The sequence below is a fragment of the Rhodoferax sp. P1_F3 genome (assembly GCF_056405715.1).
On sequence record NZ_JBFUBO010000020.1, the window covers coordinates 16,803 to 32,337 of the forward strand.

Sequence of the window (15,535 nt, forward strand, 5' to 3'; positions counted from 1 at the left end):
CGGGCTGGGCGCTCAGTGCGCCAGTGCGGGGAACAGCTTGGTCAGCCCGTCGGACATCACTTCCACCGCCAGCGCGGCCAGGATCAGGCCCATCAGCCGGGTCATCACGTTGATACCGGTCTTGCCCAGAATGCGCGCAATCGGCTGCGCCAGTGAGAAGCAGATGGCCGTGGCCAGCGCAATCACCACGCCGTAGCCCACCAGGGTGGTGAGCTGCAGTACGGTCTTGGCCTTGTCGGCGTAAATCACCACGGTGGACATGGTGGCCGGGCCGGTCAGCAGCGGTATGGTCAGCGGCACCACGGCAATGCTGGCGCCCATGGCGGCCTTTTCGGCGCCGTCTTCCAGCTCGTGGGAGCTGGTCTTGGCCTCTGCCGGTTGGGCGTTCAGCATGTTCAATGCACTGGTCAGCAGCAGCATGCCGCCGCCCACCTGGAAGCTGGCCAGCGAGATACCGAAAAACTCCAGAATCTGCAGACCCAGCATGGCGCTGATGGCAATCACCACAAACGCGCTGAACGAAGACACCCACACGGTGTTGCGCCTCTGCTCCAGACTGAAGCCCTGGGTGTAGTGGATGAAAAACGGCACGATGGCCAGTGGGTTCACGATGGCCAACAGGGTGATCAGCGGTTTGAGGTCCATATGGCGTGTCCTAGTGCAGTGGGTGGGGCATGGTACTGCGGCTTAGCGTCCGCCGCTGACATCCAGAATCGCGCCCGTGGTGTAACTGGCCGCATCGCTGAGCAACCAGACGATGGCATTGGCAATCTCTTGCGCCGTACCGGGGCGCTGCAGGGGCACCTGGGGCGCCAGGCGTTGCGCGCGGTCGGGCTGGCCGCCACTGGCGTGGATGTCGGTGTCGATGATGCCGGGGCGTACTGCGTTCACGCGGATGCCCTCGGCTGCCACCTCGCGCGCCAAGCCCACGGTGAAGCTGTCGATCGCGCCCTTGCTGGCGGCGTAATCCACATACTGGCCCGGCGATCCCAGCGTGGCGGCCACGCTGGAGAGGTTGACGATGGCACCGCCGCTGCCGCCATGGCGCGTACTCATGCGCAGCACCGCTTCGCGGGCGCAGACCATGCTGCCCAGCACATTGGTGTTCAGCATACGCTGCAGCCGGGCGGTGGACATGGCGTCCACGCGGCTGGCTACATCCACCACGCCGGCGTTGTTGACCAAGGCCGTCAGCGTGCCCAGCTTGGCATCCACCTTGGCAAACATCGCCAGTACCTCGGCCTCTACCGCCACATCGGCCTTCACGGTGATGGCGTTGCCACCATGGCCGCGAATCTGCCGCACCACCTCGTCGGCGGCCAGCGAGTTGTCGCGGTAGTTGACGGCCACGGCGTAGCCGGCTTGCGCCAGTGTGAGGGCGGTGGCTGCGCCAATGCCACGGGAAGCGCCGGTAATGAGTGCGATAGCTTGCATGGCGCCATGGTAGCGCGCTGGTTTTTGCGGTATGTTTGTGCCCATGCTTAATACCGAAACCTTTGCCGCGTATTGGTCTACCCCGGTGGTGGAGGCCAATGTCTTTGTGCTGCTGCACCTGTTGGGCGCGTTGGTGCTGGGACTTATGGTGGGCTACGAGCGCTCCTACCATGGGCGCGCCGCGGGCATGCGCACCTACGGGCTGGTCTGCATGGCATCCGCCGCGCTGGCCGTAATGGGTGGCTACTCCCACTTTTGGTATGGCGGCATGAGCACCACGCTGTTCAGCAATGGCGACCTCTCGCGCGTGATGCAGGGCATCCTGACCGGCATTGGTTTTCTGTGTGCCGGCGTCATCATGAAAGAGGGCTTCAACATCAGTGGCCTGACTACGGCGGCCTCGCTCTGGGCCTCGTCGGTGATCGGCATTCTGGTCGGCGTGGGCCTGTATGTGGCGGCCATGTCGCTGGCCTTGCTCAGCGCACTTTGCATGGTCTGGGTGTCCAAACTGGAGAGCTGGCTGCCTTCGCGCCAGGCCGTGGCCATCCGCCTTACGTTTGACCCGGGCTACCGACCGGTGGAAGCGGCCCTGCGCGCGATGGCGCATGACCGTGGTTACGACATTGCGGGTGGCACCATCGTGATTTCGATGGACGCAGGCGCGTTCACCTGGAACTTTGTGGCGGTGGCTCGCAGTCGCAAGAAGATGGCACCGATTTCGGACCTGGCCTCGGAAATGGGCCAGTTCCCCGGTGTGCAACGCTTCCATGTGGCCTATGCACGCAATTGAACGCGCAACTGCGTGTGCATCGTTCTTGCTTTTGACTTTTCACCAATTTTTCAGGAGTGTGACCATGGGTTTTTCGTTGCAGGGATGGCGCCGCGCAGGCGTGTTGGCGGCCACGGTGTCTGCGTTGTTGGCCGCAGGCCTGGCGCAGGCGCAAACCGGGCCGGTGCATTTGCTGGTGGGCTTTCCGCCCGGCGGTGGCACCGATGCCATTGCACGCACGCTGGCCGACAAGCTCAAGGATCAGCTTGGCATGCCCGTGGTGGTGGAGAACAAGGCTGGCGCCGGCGGCCAGCTGGCCGCGCAGGCGCTGAAGGCGGCCGCACCCGATGGGTTGACCGTATTTTTGACGCACGACCACACCATCTCCATCCTGCCCCAGGTGGTGAAGAACCCCGGCTTTGACCCGGCCAAGGACTTTGTGCCCGTGGCGGGTTTTGCCACCTTTGTGAACGCGCTGGCCGTGTCGGGCGCCACGCCGGCCAAGTCGGTCAACGAGTACGTGGCCTGGGTCAAATCTCAGGGTGGCGGCAAGGGCACCGTGGGTGTGCCGGCACCAGCGTCCACGCCTGAGTTTCTAGTGAGCGTGATCGGCAAAAAATACGGGTTGGATTTACAGGCCGTACCCTACCGCGGCAGCGCTCCCATGATGGCGGACATGCTGGGCAACCAGATTGCTGCGGGTACCGGCTCGGTGCCCGACTTCATCGAAAACCACAAGGCCGGCAAGATCCGCGTGGTGGCCGTGCTGGGCGCGCAGCGCCAGGCCACCTTGCCCGAAGTGCCCACGCTGGCTGAGTTGGGTTTGGCGGGCTTTGAAGATATGCCTTACTACGGCATCTTCGCCCCCGCAGGAACGCCCAAAGCTGTCATCGACAAGTTCTCTGAAGCCTCGGCCAAAGTGATGGCCCAGCCCGACGTGAAGGAGCGCCTGACGAATATGGGCCTGACGGTGGGCTTTATGGACCAGGCCACGCTGGCCAAACGTGAGCAGGCCTATACCAAGGTGTGGACCAAACTGATCAAAGACAGCGGCTTTGTTGCGCAATGAAAGCCCAGACCGTGAACCTGACTGCGGCAGACGGCTTGGCGTTTCCCGCGTATGTGGCCCACCCGGACGGAACGCCTCGCGGTGGCATCGTGGTGCTGCAGGAGATTTTTGGCGTCAACGCCCATATCCGTGCCGTGGCGGATAGCTATGCCGCCCAGGGGTACCTGGCCATTGCACCGTCCACCTTCCACCGCCTACAAGCCGGAGTGGAACTGGGTTACACCCCTGAGGATGTGGCGGCGGGCGTGAAGCTCAAGGCGGCGGCGGAAGGTTTGCCTGCGCCCGGTGTGTTGCAAGACGTGCAAGCCGCCGTGAACGCGGTGAAAGACGCGGGGCCGGTGGGTGTCGTGGGTTACTGCTGGGGCGGCTTGCTGACCTGGCGTGCTGCGTGTTTGCTCTCGGGTATCCGCGCCGCGGTGCCCTACTACGGTGGAGGCATGACCACGCCGAGCGAGGTGGTTCGCCAGCCGCAGTGCCCGGTATTGGTTCATTTTGGCGACCAGGACTCGTCCATCCCATTGGAGGGGGTTCGAGCCTTCCAGGCCGCCCATCCCGAGGTGCGAGTGGAAATTTATAACGCCCAGCACGGCTTCAATTGTGACCACCGGGCGGCGTTTGATGCGCCCTCGGCAGCGCTGGCGCGTGAGCGCACGCTGGCCTTTTTCAACGAGCATCTGCGAGGTTAGGGCGGCAGGCCATAGCGCACCAGGATGCGACGCACCACGCCGTCGCGCACCAACTGCTGCATGGCGTTTTGCCACAGCAGGGCTTCGGACTCAGGAATATCCAGCGAACCGCCCAGCCAGATTTCTGCATCGTCCAGCGGCTTGCTGACTTGCAGGTTGGCGCGGGCGATGCCGTAGTCAGTGAGCCCCGCGAGGTTGATGGCCTCGCTTCCATACACCGCATCGACGACGCCGCGCTCCATCATGCGCGCCAAGTCCACCACTGAGTTGGCGGGTACAACACGTTTGAAATTGAGTCCGGTCAGTTGCCCCTCGGGAGAGCCACGCAGCACACCAATGCGCAATTCGCTCAGTGCATCCATCGAGTCCAGCTTGACTTCGGTGCCACGCATCACAATAAAAACAAACTTTTGGCGGTACAGCTTGACCAGCCAGCGGTAGGTGCTTTCGCGCTCGGGCGTGCGGGTCAGCGGCAGGATCAGCGTACGGGGTTGCGATTGCGCCATCGTCAACGCGCGTGTCCAGGGATAGAACTGGATCGCGGGTGCTTCGCCCAGGCGCAATGCCATCTCACGTACCAAGGCGCCCAAAGCGCCTGGCGTCGCATCCCCGGATTCCACGGTGAACGGAGGCAGGTGCCCGCTGACGATTCGGTAGGGGGCGATGCTTTCTGCATGCCCGGCTAAATGAATGACCGTCAGCAGCACGGCAAGCAGGAAGCGGAGTTGCGAAGCCATCTTTCGGTACTTGTGAACGATCGCACCAGTGTAGCGGGCCCGTGCTAGCGTTCTGCGCGTGCCAGGTAGCGTTTGCGCCAGAAGAACACGGCCAGTACCGTGGCGGTGAACAGCATGGTGCCCATGGCCCACCAGAAGCCGTTGTGCACGTGGATCAGCGGAATGAATTCGAAGTTCATGCCAAAGATGCCGGCAATCAGGTTCAGAGGCAGAAAGATGGCGGTCAGCACGGTCAGCGTGCGCATGATGTCGTTGGTGCGGCTGCCCTGCACGCTGAAGTGCATCTGCACAGCGGTTTCGACGCTTTGCTCCAGCCGGCGCACATGGTGTACTACGCGCTCGATGTGCTCCAGCACGTCACGGCTGCGCACCTGCAGCAGCTCGCGCTCCCGAGCTTCCGTCGGTGTTTGTGGTTCTGGCCAGGTCTTCACGGCTTCAATCCAATCCTGGATGCTGGAGCGTTGCTCTTCGCAGGTTTCGTCCAGTTGGTGCAGGGCCATACGCGCGTCCAGCAGGGACGACCAGTTTTTGAACCGCGTGCGCGGGCTCAGCAACTCCGACTGCCAGTGGTCCAGTTGCTGGGTGAGTTCGCGGCGCAGGGCAAGGTAGCCATCCACCATCTGGTTGACGATGCGCAGCATCAGGTCGGCGGGGCTGGTGGCGATGCGGGCGCCGGCCCCGCGCGATTCGCTGGTGGCGGCCTGCAGCAGTTTGGCGGCATAGGCGTCGCGCACGCTGCAGTCGGCGGGGTGCACGGTCAACAGCACACGGTCAAACACTGCGAACCCCACCGGACTGGTGTCAATGCGCCGCAGGATGGGTGGGCCCCCAAGTACGGGCACTTGGTGCAGGGGCTGGGGCTGGTCCAGATCCGTGGGGCGGCTGCCTGCTGCCAGGCGGCGGAACACCAGCACGTCGTACTGTGAGGTGTAGTCGTAGTGCGAAGGTAGCTGGTTGTTGATCAGGTCCGAGACATGCAAGTCCACCAGTTGGGTACCGCACAGGGCCTGCAGCGTGGCCTGGATCTCGGTCTGGGTGACCTCAAACTCGCGCCGCGCGCAGGCAATCCACACAAAGCCCTGCTCGGGCAGGCCGCTGGTGTTCAGTGCGGCCAGCTCCTGGCTCTCGGTCACACCGCCGGGCTGGATATGGAAGATGCGCATGGAGATCAGGCTTTCAGGGCTTTGGCCGCGTCGATGGCAAAGTAAGTCAGCACGCCGTCCGCACCAGCGCGCTTGAAGGCCAGCAGGCTCTCCAGCATCACGGCGTCATGGTCCAGCCAGCCGTTCTGCGCGGCGGCCTTGAGCATGGCGTACTCGCCACTCACTTGATACGCAAAGGTGGGTACCTTGAATTCGTCCTTCACGCGGCGCACCACGTCCAGGTAGGGCATGCCGGGCTTGACCATCACCATGTCCGCGCCCTCGGCAATGTCCATGGCCACTTCGCGCAAGGCCTCGTCGCTGTTGCCGGGGTCCATCTGGTAGACCTTTTTATTGCCCTTGCCTAGGTTTCCGGCGGAGCCTACGGCGTCGCGGAAAGGGCCGTAGAAGGCGCTGGCGTACTTGGCGCTGTAGGCCATGATGCGGGTGTGCACGAGCTTCTCCGCCTCCAGTGCCGCGCGGATGGCGCCTATGCGGCCGTCCATCATGTCGCTGGGTGCCACAATGTCCACACCGGCGCGCGCCTGGGTGAGCGCCTGCTGCACCAGCTGGGCCACGGTTTCCTCATTGAGGATGTAGCCGTTCTCTTCAGGCCGGGTGTCGGGCAGGCCGTCCTGGCCGTGGGTGGTGAAAGGGTCCAGCGCCACGTCGGTCATCACGCCCAGGTCGGGAAATTCCTTTTTCAGTGCCCGCACCACGCGCGGTACCAGGCCGTCGGGGTTCAGCGCTTCGGCGCCGTCGTAGGTCTTGAGCGACTGGTCCACCACCGGGAACAGCGCCATGACCGGAATGCCCAACTTCACGCATTCCTCGGCGACGGGGAGTAGCAAATCCAGGCTCAGGCGCTCCACGCCGGGCATGGAGGCAATCGGCACACGCTGCTTTTGGCCGTCCACCACGAACACGGGGTAAATCAGGTCGTGGGCGGTGAGGGCGTTTTCACGCACCAAATTGCGGGTGAAGCTGTCACGGCGCAGGCGGCGGGGCCGACCGGCGGGGAAGGGGGCGTAAGAGGTCATGGGGAAAATTGTGCCTGAATCCTGCGGGGCACTCTTGTGCTGACTATGTGGTCAGTTTGGACCAATATCCTGCTGGGTAAAGAGGAATTTACAAAAAAGTGCTTGTCACATGGTCGCAACATTGGTAAATTCTGTCCTGGGTAGCTTGCTATCCCCCGCTTTTCCTCCCTGAGCGGGGCCTTGATGTGTGACAGCAAATAGGCTTACTACCCCAGCCCTGTGCTGGGGTTTTTTTTGCCCTAAACTGACTGCATGCTCTGGGTCAAATCCTTTCACATCGTCTTTGTTGCCAGCTGGTTTGCTGGTCTGTTCTACCTTCCCCGTATCTTTGTCAACCTCGCCTTGGTGCCACCGGGATCCGAGGCTGAGCGCGCACGCTTGCTGCTGATGGCGCGCAAACTCCTGCGTTTCACTACCATGCTGGCTGTGCCCGCCGTTGGGCTGGGCGCTTGGCTGTGGCTGGGTTATGGCATTGGGCGCGGCCCGGGCAACGGCTGGATGCATGCCAAGCTGGCCATGGTGCTGCTGGTGCTGGGCTACCACCACGGCTGTGGTGTGCTGCTGCGCAAGCTGGAAGCGGGCGCGCTGCAGCGCAGCCATGTGTGGTTTCGCTGGTTCAATGAAATTCCGGTGCTCATGCTGGTGGTGATCGTGGTGTTGGTGGTGGTCAAACCCTTCTGACCGGCAGCATGCACAAATCCGCCGCTTGGCCCCTGGCCCTCTTGTACGCGGCGCTGGTGGTGTATGCCAGCCTCTATCCGTTTGTCGATTGGCGTGACCAGGGCATCGCGCCCTGGGAGTTTCTGCTGGCGCCAGTGGCGCGCTACTGGACCAGCTTTGATGTCGGGGTGAATGTGGTGGGCTATGTGCCCTTGGGTGGGCTCTTTACCCTGGGCGCGCTGCGCACCGGGCGCAGCCACCATCCGGTGCTGGGCCCCATCGTGGGCGTGGCCCTGATCTCGCTGTTGATGGAAAGCCTGCAAAGTTACTTGCCCGTGCGCGTGCCCTCCAGGGAGGACTTTGTGCTCAACACGCTGGGCGGCGCCATTGGGTCGACCGCGGCCCTCTTGCTGGAAAAACTGGGGGCGATTGACCGCTGGAGCCGCATTCGGGCGCGCTGGTTCGTACCGCAGTCGCGCGGGGGGCTGGTGTTGCTGGCGCTGTGGCCTGCAGCGCTGCTGTTCCCGGCTTCGGTCCCGTTGGGGCTGGGGCAGGTGATGGATCGCCTGCAGCAGGCCCTGGCCGAGGGCTTGGCCGATTCGCCGTATCTGGTGTGGCTGCCCATGCCGGATGCCGGGCGCAGTGCCCTGGTGCCTAGTGCCGAAATGCTGTGCGTGGCGCTAGGCCTGCTGATTCCGTGTTTGCTGGGATTTTGCATTATTCGGGTGCTTGCGCGGCGCTGGGCGTTGGTGTTCTTGACGCTGACCGTAGCTGTAGTGGCGAGTGCGCTGTCGGCGGCGCTGAGTTGGGGGCCGGCACATGCCTGGGCCTGGTTGGACCTGCCGGCCCAAATGGGGCTGGTGGTGGGGGTGTTGTTGGCATTGGGGTTTGCTTTCATGCCTTGGCGCGGCAGCGCGGCACTGGCGCTGGTGGCGCTGGGCGTGTACCTGAGCCTGCTGAACCAGGCGCCCGAGAGCCCCTACTTTGCCCAGACACTGCAGGACTGGGAGCAGGGCCGCTTCATTCGTTTTCACGGCCTCGCCCAATGGCTGGGCTGGTTGTGGCCCTACGGTGCCATGCTGTATTTGCTGTCGCTGGTGGGGCGGCCGAGCGCAGAAAACTAAAATCGCCGCATGAGCGATACCACCCCCTCTCCTGCCTCGTACTACGAGCGCCACATCTTTTTCTGCCTGAACCAGCGTACCAACGGTGAAGACTGCTGCGCCCAGCACCAGGCCCAGGAGGCGTTTGACCGCTGCAAGCAGCAGGTCAAGGCCGCCGGCCTGTCTGGCCCTGGCAAGGTGCGGGTCAACAAGGCGGGCTGCCTGGACCGCTGTGCCGCAGGCCCGGTGGCCGTGGTCTATCCCGAAGCCGTCTGGTACAGCTTTGTGGACACCCAGGACATCGACGAAATCGTCGAGTCGCACCTGAAAAATGGCAAGGTGGTGGAGCGCCTACTCACACCCGCGCACCTGGGGCGCTGATCTCAAGCCTTTTAGGCCTGTAGCCACCGCCAATACTGCGCAAGCAGCTATGTAATTGATAGTGAGCGAATGAACACTTCCACTCAAAAATTCTCTGTGGCCGGTCCGGCTGGCGCCATCGAAGCCCTGCTCGACCTGCCAGTTGAGGATGCCGCGCCACGCGGAACCGCGGTGATCGCCCACCCGCACCCTTTGTTTGGCGGCACCATGGACAACAAGGTGGTGCAGACCATTGCCCGGGCCTTTGTCCAGTCGGGTTGGCGCGCCGTGCGCTTCAATTTTCGTGGCGTGGGGGCCAGCGAGGGTGTTTACGATGAAGGCCGGGGTGAGTTGCAAGACCTGCTGGCGGTGATTGCCCGCAGCGCTGCAGAGGGCCAGCTGGCGTTGGCGGGATTTTCGTTTGGCGCCTTTGTCACCAGCCACGCGGTGGCCACCGTGGCGCCGCGCCAGCCAGAGGCGGTGGTGCTGGTGGGGACTGCCGCCAGCCGCTTCACGGTGGCCCCGATTGCCGCCGAGCTGCATGACCGCACCCTGGTGCTGCATGGTGAGCAGGACGACACGGTGCCCCTGGCCGACGCCATGACTTGGGCCCGTCCGCAAACCCTGCCGGTGACCGTGGTACCCGGTGGCGGTCACTTCTTTCATGGACAATTGCCACTTTTGCGCAGTCTGGTCGTGCGCCATCTGCGCACCGTTTGAGTTTTTTGCTTTTCTTTTCTCCTATTTATCCCCCCATGAAATCCTTTTTTGCGGCCCTGTTGGCCTCCCTGAGCCTGGCCGTTGCGGCGCAGGTGCCCCAGCCACCGGAAGTGGCGGCCCGCGCCTACCTGTTACTGGATGTCACCTCGAACCAGATCCTGGCTTCCAAAGACATGGACATGGCGGTGGAGCCCGCCTCGCTGACCAAGCTGATGACGGCTTACCTGGTGTTTGATGCCTTGCGCAGCAAGAAAATCGACTTCAAACAGACCCTGCCCGTGAGCGAACGCGCCTGGAAGATGCCTGGTTCGCGCATGTTCATCGATCCCAAAATGCAGGTGCCGGTGGAAGACCTGATCAAAGGCCTGATCGTCCAGTCTGGCAACGACGCCACCATGGCGCTGGCCGAGGGTGTGGGCGGTACGGCCGAACGCTTTGTGCAGATGATGAATGACCAGGCCAAGGTGCTGGGCATGAAGTCCACCACCTACAAAAACCCCGAAGGCCTGACGGAAGCCGGCCACACCACCACGGCGCGCGACCTGAGCATCCTGGCAACCCGGCTGATGGCAGACTTCCCGGAGTACGTGGGTTTCTACGCCATCAAAAAATACCGTTACCCCGGCTCCCCCGCGGCCAACGACAGCAACCGCAACCTGCTGCTGTTCCGTGACCCCACCGTGGACGGCCTGAAAACCGGCCACACCGACGCCGCGGGTTACTGCATGGTGGCCACCGCCAAGCGCGACTTTCCCCAGCTCGTCACCGCCGGTGCGCCTGCCGGATCACCCGGCGCAACCGGCAGCCGCCGGTTGCTGTCCATCGTGTTGGGTGCCGACAGTGAAAACTCACGCGCCAATGAATCCCAAAAGCTGCTGAACTGGGGTTACACCGCGTTCGAGGCCGTCAAGTTGTTCGATGCCAACCAGGCGGTGGTTAGCCCCAAGGTCTGGAAAGGTGCGTCCTCTGCCGTCAAGGCCGGGCGCCTGCAATCCATCGTGGTGGCCGTACCGGCCGGTACCGCCGGACGTCTGAAAACCGAAGTGGTGCGCGCGGAGCCCCTGATTGCGCCCGTGGCCAAAGGCCAGCAAATCGCCACCCTGCGGGTGCTGGCGGGGGAGCAGGCTGTGGCTGAAGTACCACTGCTGGCCCTCGAGGCCGTGGAGCAGGCCGGCATTTTTGGCCGTGCCTGGGACGCGATGCGCCTCTGGATTCGCTGAGTTTGCCGCCGACGATTGCGCGTAAACCCTCGATCTGATACACTAGAAGGCTTTTCGGAAATTCCGAAGGGATTCACGTTTTCATTTAGTTTCAAACGTTTAGGGACGTTTTTCAATGCCAACCATTAACCAGCTCGTGCGTCAAGGCCGTGAGGTCGAGACCATCAAGTCGAAGAGCCCTGCTATGCAGAACTCTCCGCAGCGTCGCGGTGTGTGCACCCGTGTGTACACCACAACGCCTAAAAAGCCCAACTCCGCTCTGCGTAAAGTCGCCAAAGTGCGCTTGACCAACGGTTTTGAAGTGATTTCCTACATCGGCGGTGAAGGCCACAACTTGCAGGAACACAGCGTCGTGCTGGTTCGCGGCGGTCGTGTCAAGGATTTGCCCGGTGTGCGTTACCACATCGTCCGCGGTTCGCTGGACTTGCAAGGCGTGAAAGACCGCAAGCAGTCTCGCTCCAAGTACGGTGCGAAGAAGCCAAAGGCCAAGTAAATTGACCTGGATTCGTGGCCGCAAGCCAGGAATTCGAAGAAGTAAAAGGTGTTTGTTTTCTGCGTGGCGCAGTGAATGAACGAAGTGACCCACTGTTCGGGTCGAGTAAGTGAGAGTCTTATTGATTAACTCTCGCGGTGCTTGCAAAAGTACCAACTGAAGCAAAGAGGTGAAAAAATGCCACGTCGTCGCGAAGTCCCTAAACGTGAAATTCTGCCGGATCCCAAGTTCGGCAACGTAGAGCTGTCCAAATTCATGAACGTGATCATGGAAGGCGGCAAGAAGGCAGTTGCAGAGCGCATCATTTATGGCGCTCTGGAACTGATTGCTAAAAAGCACCCTGACAAAGACCCGGTGGAAGCGTTCACTGTGGCCATCAACAATGTCAAACCCATGGTGGAAGTGAAATCCCGCCGCGTGGGTGGTGCTAACTACCAAGTGCCAGTGGAAGTGCGCCCTGTCCGTCGTTTGGCTTTGTCCATGCGCTGGATCAAGGAAGCTGCCCGCAAGCGTGGTGAGAAGTCCATGGCTCAGCGTCTGGCCAACGAAATGTTGGAAGCCACTGAAGGCCGTGGCGGCGCCATGAAAAAGCGTGACGAAGTTCACCGCATGGCTGAAGCCAACAAGGCCTTCTCCCACTTCCGCTTCTAAGAGCGGCGCCCGCGGCTTTCAAGTGCGCGGGCGGTCCTGGCGGCGCAATAGCGCTGTCATCTTGACCGCCCACACTTTGAAGGCCGCACGCCACGCTGCGCTGTGCAGCTGGCGGTTTACAGAATTTGATCAACCAAGGATCCATCATGGCTCGCCATACTCCCATTGAGCGTTACCGCAATATCGGTATTTCCGCTCACATTGACGCCGGTAAAACTACGACGACCGAGCGCGTACTTTTTTATACCGGCGTGAACCACAAAATTGGTGAAGTGCACGATGGTGCAGCGACCATGGACTGGATGGAGCAAGAGCAAGAGCGCGGCATCACGATCACATCGGCTGCTACGACCTGCTTCTGGAAGGGTATGGACAAGTCCCTGCCTGAGCACCGCATCAACATTATTGACACCCCTGGACACGTGGACTTCACGATTGAAGTTGAGCGTTCCATGCGTGTGTTGGACGGCGCCTGCATGGTTTACTGTGCCGTGGGCGGTGTTCAGCCTCAGTCTGAAACCGTATGGCGTCAGGCTAACAAGTACAAAGTGCCTCGTTTGGCCTTTGTGAACAAGATGGACCGTACCGGTGCCAACTTCTTCAAGGTCGTGGACCAGATGAAACTGCGCCTGAAGGCCAGTCCTGTGCCCATGGTGATCCCAATCGGCGCTGAAGAAAACTTCACCGGCGTGGTGGACTTGATCAAGATGAAAGCCATCATCTGGGATGAAGCTTCGCAAGGCATGTTGTTCGACTACAAAGACATCCCCGCCGAGCTGGTGGAGTTGGCCAAAGAGTGGCGCGAGAAGATGGTTGAGGCTGCTGCCGAAGCCACCGAAGAACTGATGAACAAATACCTCGAAGAAGGTGATTTGACTGAAGAAGAAATCAAGTTCGGTATCCGCAAGCGCACTATCGCCAGCGAAATCCAGCCCATGTACTGCGGTTCTGCGTTCAAGAACAAAGGCGTGCAACGTATGTTGGATGCCGTGATTGAGTTCATGCCATCGCCTGTGGACATTCCGCCGGTGAGCGGTACGGACGAAGACGATGTGCCTGTGGTGCGTCAAGCGTCTGACACCGAAAAATTCTCGGCATTGGCTTTCAAGCTGATGACGGATCCGTTCGTGGGTCAGCTGACTTTCGTGCGCGTGTACTCCGGCGTTCTGAATAAAGGCGACACCGTATACAACCCGATCCGTGGCAAGAAAGAGCGTATCGGCCGTATCGTGCAAATGCACGCCAACAAGCGCGAAGAAGTGAGCGAAATTGTTGCGGGTGACATTGCTGCTTGCATCGGTCTGAAGGACGTCACCACGGGCGAAACCCTGTGCGATCCTTCTGCCATCGTGATGCTGGAGCGCATGATTTTCCCTGAGCCCGTGATTACGCAGGCCGTGGAACCCAAGACCAAGGCGGACCAGGAAAAAATGGGTATCGCTTTGCAGCGTTTGGCCCAGGAAGATCCTTCGTTCCGCGTCAAGACCGACGAAGAGTCTGGTCAGACCCTGATCGCCGGTATGGGCGAGCTGCACTTGGAAATTATTGTTGACCGCATGAAGCGCGAATTCGGCGTGGAAGCCAACGTGGGCAAACCCCAGGTTGCCTACCGCGAAACTATCCGCAAGACCATCGAAGATGCCGAAGGCAAGTTCGTGCGTCAATCCGGTGGTAAGGGCCAGTACGGTCACGTGGTCTTGAAGATTGAACCCAATGAAGCCGGCAAGGGCATTGAGTTTGTCGACGCGATCAAGGGCGGTACCGTTCCTCGCGAATTCATTCCTGCAGTGGAAAAGGGCATCAACGAAGCTGTGACCCAAGGCGTGCTGGCGGGCTACCCCGTGGTGGATGTCAAGGTGACCTTGCACTTCGGTTCGTACCACGACGTGGACTCCAACGAATTGGCGTTCAAGATGGCTGCCATCTTCGGTTTCAAGGAAGGCTGCCGCAAAGCAGGCCCCGTGATTCTGGAGCCCATGATGGCGGTGGAAGTAGAAACACCGGAAGACTACGCTGGTAACGTGATGGGCGATTTGTCCTCACGCCGCGGTATGGTCCAAGGTATGGAAGACATGGTCGGCGGAGGCAAAGCCATCAAGGCTGAAGTTCCGTTGTCCGAAATGTTTGGCTACTCGACCACATTGCGCTCTATGTCGCAAGGTCGTGCGTCTTACACCATGGAATTCAAGCACTACACCGAAGCACCACGTAACGTGTCCGAAGCCATCATGGCTGCGCGCGCCAAGTAATTTGTTCCCTGTCTGCGACGGTGTGCCGCCCTGTTTCCCGTGCGGGGCGAACCAGCAACACCGTGCAGACATAAAACCAATACACGGGATTAGCTCTTTTGGAGAATTGAAAAATGGGTAAAGAAAAATTCACACGAACCAAGCCACACGTCAACGTAGGCACGATTGGCCACGTGGACCACGGCAAGACCACCTTGACTGCTGCTATCACCACCGTGCTGGCAGCCAAGTTCGGCGGCTCTGCCAAGGCGTACGACCAGATACACGCCGACTATGTGAAGAACATGATCACCGGCGCTGCCCAAATGGACGGCGCCATCCTGGTTTGTTCCGCCGCTGACGGCCCTATGCCTCAAACCCGCGAACACATCCTGTTGGCTCGCCAAGTGGGCGTGCCTTACATCATCGTGTTTCTGAACAAGTGCGACATGGTGGACGACGCTGAGCTGCTGGAACTGGTCGAAATGGAAGTTCGCGAACTCCTCGACAAGTACGACTTCCCTGGCGACAAGACCCCCATCATCCACGGCTCTGCCAAGCTCGCCATCGAAGGCGACAAGGGTGAATTGGGCGAAGGCGCCATCATGAAGCTGGCTGACGCACTGGACACCTACATTCCCCTGCCCGAGCGCGCAGTGGACGGCGCATTCCTGATGCCCGTGGAAGACGTGTTCTCCATCTCTGGCCGTGGCACCGTCGTGACCGGTCGTATCGAGCGCGGTGTGGTCAAAGTCGGCGAAGAAATCGAAATCGTCGGTATCTCTGACACCCAGAAGACCACCTGCACGGGCGTGGAAATGTTCCGCAAGCTGCTGGACCAAGGCCAAGCTGGTGACAACGTCGGTATCCTGTTGCGCGGCACCAAGCGCGAAGACGTGCAGCGCGGCCAAGTGCTGTGCAAGCCCACTTCGATCAAGCCTCACACCCACTTCACCGGCGAAATCTACGTGTTGTCCAAAGACGAAGGTGGCCGTCACACGCCTTTCTTCAACAACTACCGCCCCCAGTTCTACTTCCGTACCACGGACGTGACTGGTGCCATCGAACTGCCGGAAGGCAAAGAAATGGTGATGCCTGGTGACAACGTGTCGATCACTGTGAAGCTGATCAACCCCATCGCCATGGAAGAAGGCCTGCGCTTCGCCATCCGCGAAGGTGGTCGTACCGTCGGCGCCGGTGTGGTTGCGAAAATCATCGCGTAA

The 15,535-nt window shown here is 61.0% G+C and carries 17 protein-coding genes; 12 read left to right on the plus strand and 5 right to left on the minus strand.

The window, feature by feature from the left end; all coding sequences use genetic code 11:
• Nucleotides 1-12: 12 nt before the first annotated feature.
• Complete coding sequence (locus tag AC1DZ5_RS20830) at nucleotides 13-645, minus strand: MarC family protein (protein ID WP_477892616.1); 633 nt, start codon at nucleotides 643-645, stop codon at nucleotides 13-15.
• A gap of 42 nt (nucleotides 646-687) precedes the next feature.
• A complete protein-coding gene (locus tag AC1DZ5_RS20835; protein ID WP_477892618.1) occupies nucleotides 688-1,434 on the minus strand; it encodes an SDR family oxidoreductase in 747 nt (248 codons plus the stop codon).
• 43 nt (nucleotides 1,435-1,477) lie between these two features.
• On the opposite strand from AC1DZ5_RS20835, the gene AC1DZ5_RS20840 reads away from it, so the two are divergent.
• The 3 genes from AC1DZ5_RS20840 (at nucleotide 1,478) to AC1DZ5_RS20850 (ending at nucleotide 3,958) form a co-directional block, all read left to right on the plus strand.
• Nucleotides 1,478-2,224: an MgtC/SapB family protein gene (locus AC1DZ5_RS20840; RefSeq protein ID WP_477892620.1), complete on the plus strand. Its 747-nt coding sequence runs from the start codon at nucleotides 1,478-1,480 to the stop codon at nucleotides 2,222-2,224.
• Nucleotides 2,225-2,288: 64 nt separating this feature from the next.
• Nucleotides 2,289-3,272 (plus strand): Bug family tripartite tricarboxylate transporter substrate binding protein, encoded by a 984-nt coding sequence (locus tag AC1DZ5_RS20845; RefSeq protein WP_477892622.1) that lies wholly within the window; start codon nucleotides 2,289-2,291, stop codon nucleotides 3,270-3,272.
• The gene (locus AC1DZ5_RS20850) at nucleotides 3,269-3,958 is read left to right on the plus strand and encodes a dienelactone hydrolase family protein (RefSeq protein WP_477892624.1); all 690 of its coding nucleotides are present in this window, start codon (nucleotides 3,269-3,271) and stop codon (nucleotides 3,956-3,958) included. Before AC1DZ5_RS20845 ends, AC1DZ5_RS20850 begins: the two co-directional genes overlap by 4 nt.
• On the opposite strand, the gene AC1DZ5_RS20855 is transcribed toward AC1DZ5_RS20850, so the two are convergent.
• From AC1DZ5_RS20855 to hemB, 3 genes are read right to left on the minus strand one after another with little or no spacing between them, the layout of a single operon-like run.
• Nucleotides 3,955-4,695 carry a substrate-binding periplasmic protein gene (locus tag AC1DZ5_RS20855; protein ID WP_477892626.1) on the minus strand — a complete coding sequence of 247 codons (741 nt, stop codon included), beginning with the start codon at nucleotides 4,693-4,695 and terminating at the stop codon, nucleotides 3,955-3,957. The genes AC1DZ5_RS20850 and AC1DZ5_RS20855 overlap by 4 nt on opposite strands.
• A 44-nt stretch (nucleotides 4,696-4,739) precedes the next feature.
• Nucleotides 4,740-5,858, minus strand: coding sequence for a magnesium transporter CorA family protein (locus tag AC1DZ5_RS20860; protein WP_477892628.1), 1,119 nt, complete (start codon nucleotides 5,856-5,858; stop codon nucleotides 4,740-4,742).
• Between the two features lie 5 nt (nucleotides 5,859-5,863).
• A complete protein-coding gene (gene hemB / locus AC1DZ5_RS20865) occupies nucleotides 5,864-6,877 on the minus strand; it encodes a porphobilinogen synthase (RefSeq protein WP_477892630.1) in 1,014 nt (337 codons plus the stop codon).
• Nucleotides 6,878-7,129: 252 nt separating this feature from the next.
• On the opposite strand from hemB, the gene AC1DZ5_RS20870 reads away from it, so the two are divergent.
• The 9 genes from AC1DZ5_RS20870 (at nucleotide 7,130) to tuf (ending at nucleotide 15,535) form a co-directional block, all read left to right on the plus strand.
• Nucleotides 7,130-7,558, plus strand: a complete 429-nt coding sequence (locus tag AC1DZ5_RS20870) for a CopD family protein (RefSeq protein WP_477892632.1) — start codon at nucleotides 7,130-7,132, stop codon at nucleotides 7,556-7,558.
• Nucleotides 7,559-7,566: 8 nt separating this feature from the next.
• Entirely contained in the window at nucleotides 7,567-8,661 is a 1,095-nt protein-coding gene (locus AC1DZ5_RS20875) for a VanZ family protein (protein WP_477892634.1), read from the plus strand.
• Nucleotides 8,662-8,670: 9 nt separating this feature from the next.
• Nucleotides 8,671-9,021, plus strand: a complete 351-nt coding sequence (locus AC1DZ5_RS20880; RefSeq protein ID WP_477892636.1) for a (2Fe-2S) ferredoxin domain-containing protein — start codon at nucleotides 8,671-8,673, stop codon at nucleotides 9,019-9,021.
• Nucleotides 9,022-9,090: 69 nt separating this feature from the next.
• Nucleotides 9,091-9,720: an alpha/beta hydrolase gene (locus AC1DZ5_RS20885; protein ID WP_477892638.1), complete on the plus strand. Its 630-nt coding sequence runs from the start codon at nucleotides 9,091-9,093 to the stop codon at nucleotides 9,718-9,720.
• Between the two features lie 35 nt (nucleotides 9,721-9,755).
• On the plus strand, nucleotides 9,756-10,940 hold the full coding sequence (locus tag AC1DZ5_RS20890) for a D-alanyl-D-alanine carboxypeptidase family protein (RefSeq protein WP_477892640.1): 1,185 nt from the start codon (nucleotides 9,756-9,758) through the stop codon (nucleotides 10,938-10,940).
• A 115-nt stretch (nucleotides 10,941-11,055) separates the two neighbouring features.
• Complete coding sequence (gene rpsL, locus AC1DZ5_RS20895; protein ID WP_011466063.1) at nucleotides 11,056-11,433, plus strand: 30S ribosomal protein S12; 378 nt, start codon at nucleotides 11,056-11,058, stop codon at nucleotides 11,431-11,433.
• 177 nt (nucleotides 11,434-11,610) lie between these two features.
• Complete coding sequence (rpsG, locus tag AC1DZ5_RS20900; RefSeq protein ID WP_105261723.1) at nucleotides 11,611-12,084, plus strand: 30S ribosomal protein S7; 474 nt, start codon at nucleotides 11,611-11,613, stop codon at nucleotides 12,082-12,084.
• A gap of 146 nt (nucleotides 12,085-12,230) precedes the next feature.
• Nucleotides 12,231-14,333 (plus strand): elongation factor G, encoded by a 2,103-nt coding sequence (gene fusA / locus AC1DZ5_RS20905; RefSeq protein WP_477892643.1) that lies wholly within the window; start codon nucleotides 12,231-12,233, stop codon nucleotides 14,331-14,333.
• A gap of 113 nt (nucleotides 14,334-14,446) precedes the next feature.
• A complete protein-coding gene (gene tuf / locus AC1DZ5_RS20910; protein WP_477892645.1) occupies nucleotides 14,447-15,535 on the plus strand; it encodes an elongation factor Tu in 1,089 nt (362 codons plus the stop codon).

Excerpts from the sequence above, each read along its gene's own strand:
- AC1DZ5_RS20890 (WP_477892640.1), top strand. The coding sequence starts at position 9,756 with ATGAAATCCTTTTTTGCGGCCCTGTTGGCCTCCCTGAGCCTGGCCGTT.
- AC1DZ5_RS20870 (WP_477892632.1), top strand. The coding sequence starts at position 7,130 with ATGCTCTGGGTCAAATCCTTTCACATCGTCTTTGTTGCCAGCTGGTTT.
- AC1DZ5_RS20850 (WP_477892624.1), top strand. The coding sequence starts at position 3,269 with ATGAAAGCCCAGACCGTGAACCTGACTGCGGCAGACGGCTTGGCGTTT.
- AC1DZ5_RS20860 (WP_477892628.1), bottom strand. The coding sequence starts at position 5,858 with ATGCGCATCTTCCATATCCAGCCCGGCGGTGTGACCGAGAGCCAGGAG.
- AC1DZ5_RS20830 (WP_477892616.1), bottom strand. The coding sequence starts at position 645 with ATGGACCTCAAACCGCTGATCACCCTGTTGGCCATCGTGAACCCACTG.
- rpsL (WP_011466063.1), top strand. The coding sequence starts at position 11,056 with ATGCCAACCATTAACCAGCTCGTGCGTCAAGGCCGTGAGGTCGAGACC.
- AC1DZ5_RS20885 (WP_477892638.1), top strand. The coding sequence starts at position 9,091 with ATGAACACTTCCACTCAAAAATTCTCTGTGGCCGGTCCGGCTGGCGCC.
- AC1DZ5_RS20880 (WP_477892636.1), top strand. The coding sequence starts at position 8,671 with ATGAGCGATACCACCCCCTCTCCTGCCTCGTACTACGAGCGCCACATC.
- AC1DZ5_RS20840 (WP_477892620.1), top strand. The coding sequence starts at position 1,478 with ATGCTTAATACCGAAACCTTTGCCGCGTATTGGTCTACCCCGGTGGTG.
- fusA (WP_477892643.1), top strand. The coding sequence starts at position 12,231 with ATGGCTCGCCATACTCCCATTGAGCGTTACCGCAATATCGGTATTTCC.
- rpsG (WP_105261723.1), top strand. The coding sequence starts at position 11,611 with ATGCCACGTCGTCGCGAAGTCCCTAAACGTGAAATTCTGCCGGATCCC.
- AC1DZ5_RS20835 (WP_477892618.1), bottom strand. The coding sequence starts at position 1,434 with ATGCAAGCTATCGCACTCATTACCGGCGCTTCCCGTGGCATTGGCGCA.
- AC1DZ5_RS20845 (WP_477892622.1), top strand. The coding sequence starts at position 2,289 with ATGGGTTTTTCGTTGCAGGGATGGCGCCGCGCAGGCGTGTTGGCGGCC.
- hemB (WP_477892630.1), bottom strand. The coding sequence starts at position 6,877 with ATGACCTCTTACGCCCCCTTCCCCGCCGGTCGGCCCCGCCGCCTGCGC.
- AC1DZ5_RS20855 (WP_477892626.1), bottom strand. The coding sequence starts at position 4,695 with ATGGCTTCGCAACTCCGCTTCCTGCTTGCCGTGCTGCTGACGGTCATT.
- tuf (WP_477892645.1), top strand. The coding sequence starts at position 14,447 with ATGGGTAAAGAAAAATTCACACGAACCAAGCCACACGTCAACGTAGGC.
- AC1DZ5_RS20875 (WP_477892634.1), top strand. The coding sequence starts at position 7,567 with ATGCACAAATCCGCCGCTTGGCCCCTGGCCCTCTTGTACGCGGCGCTG.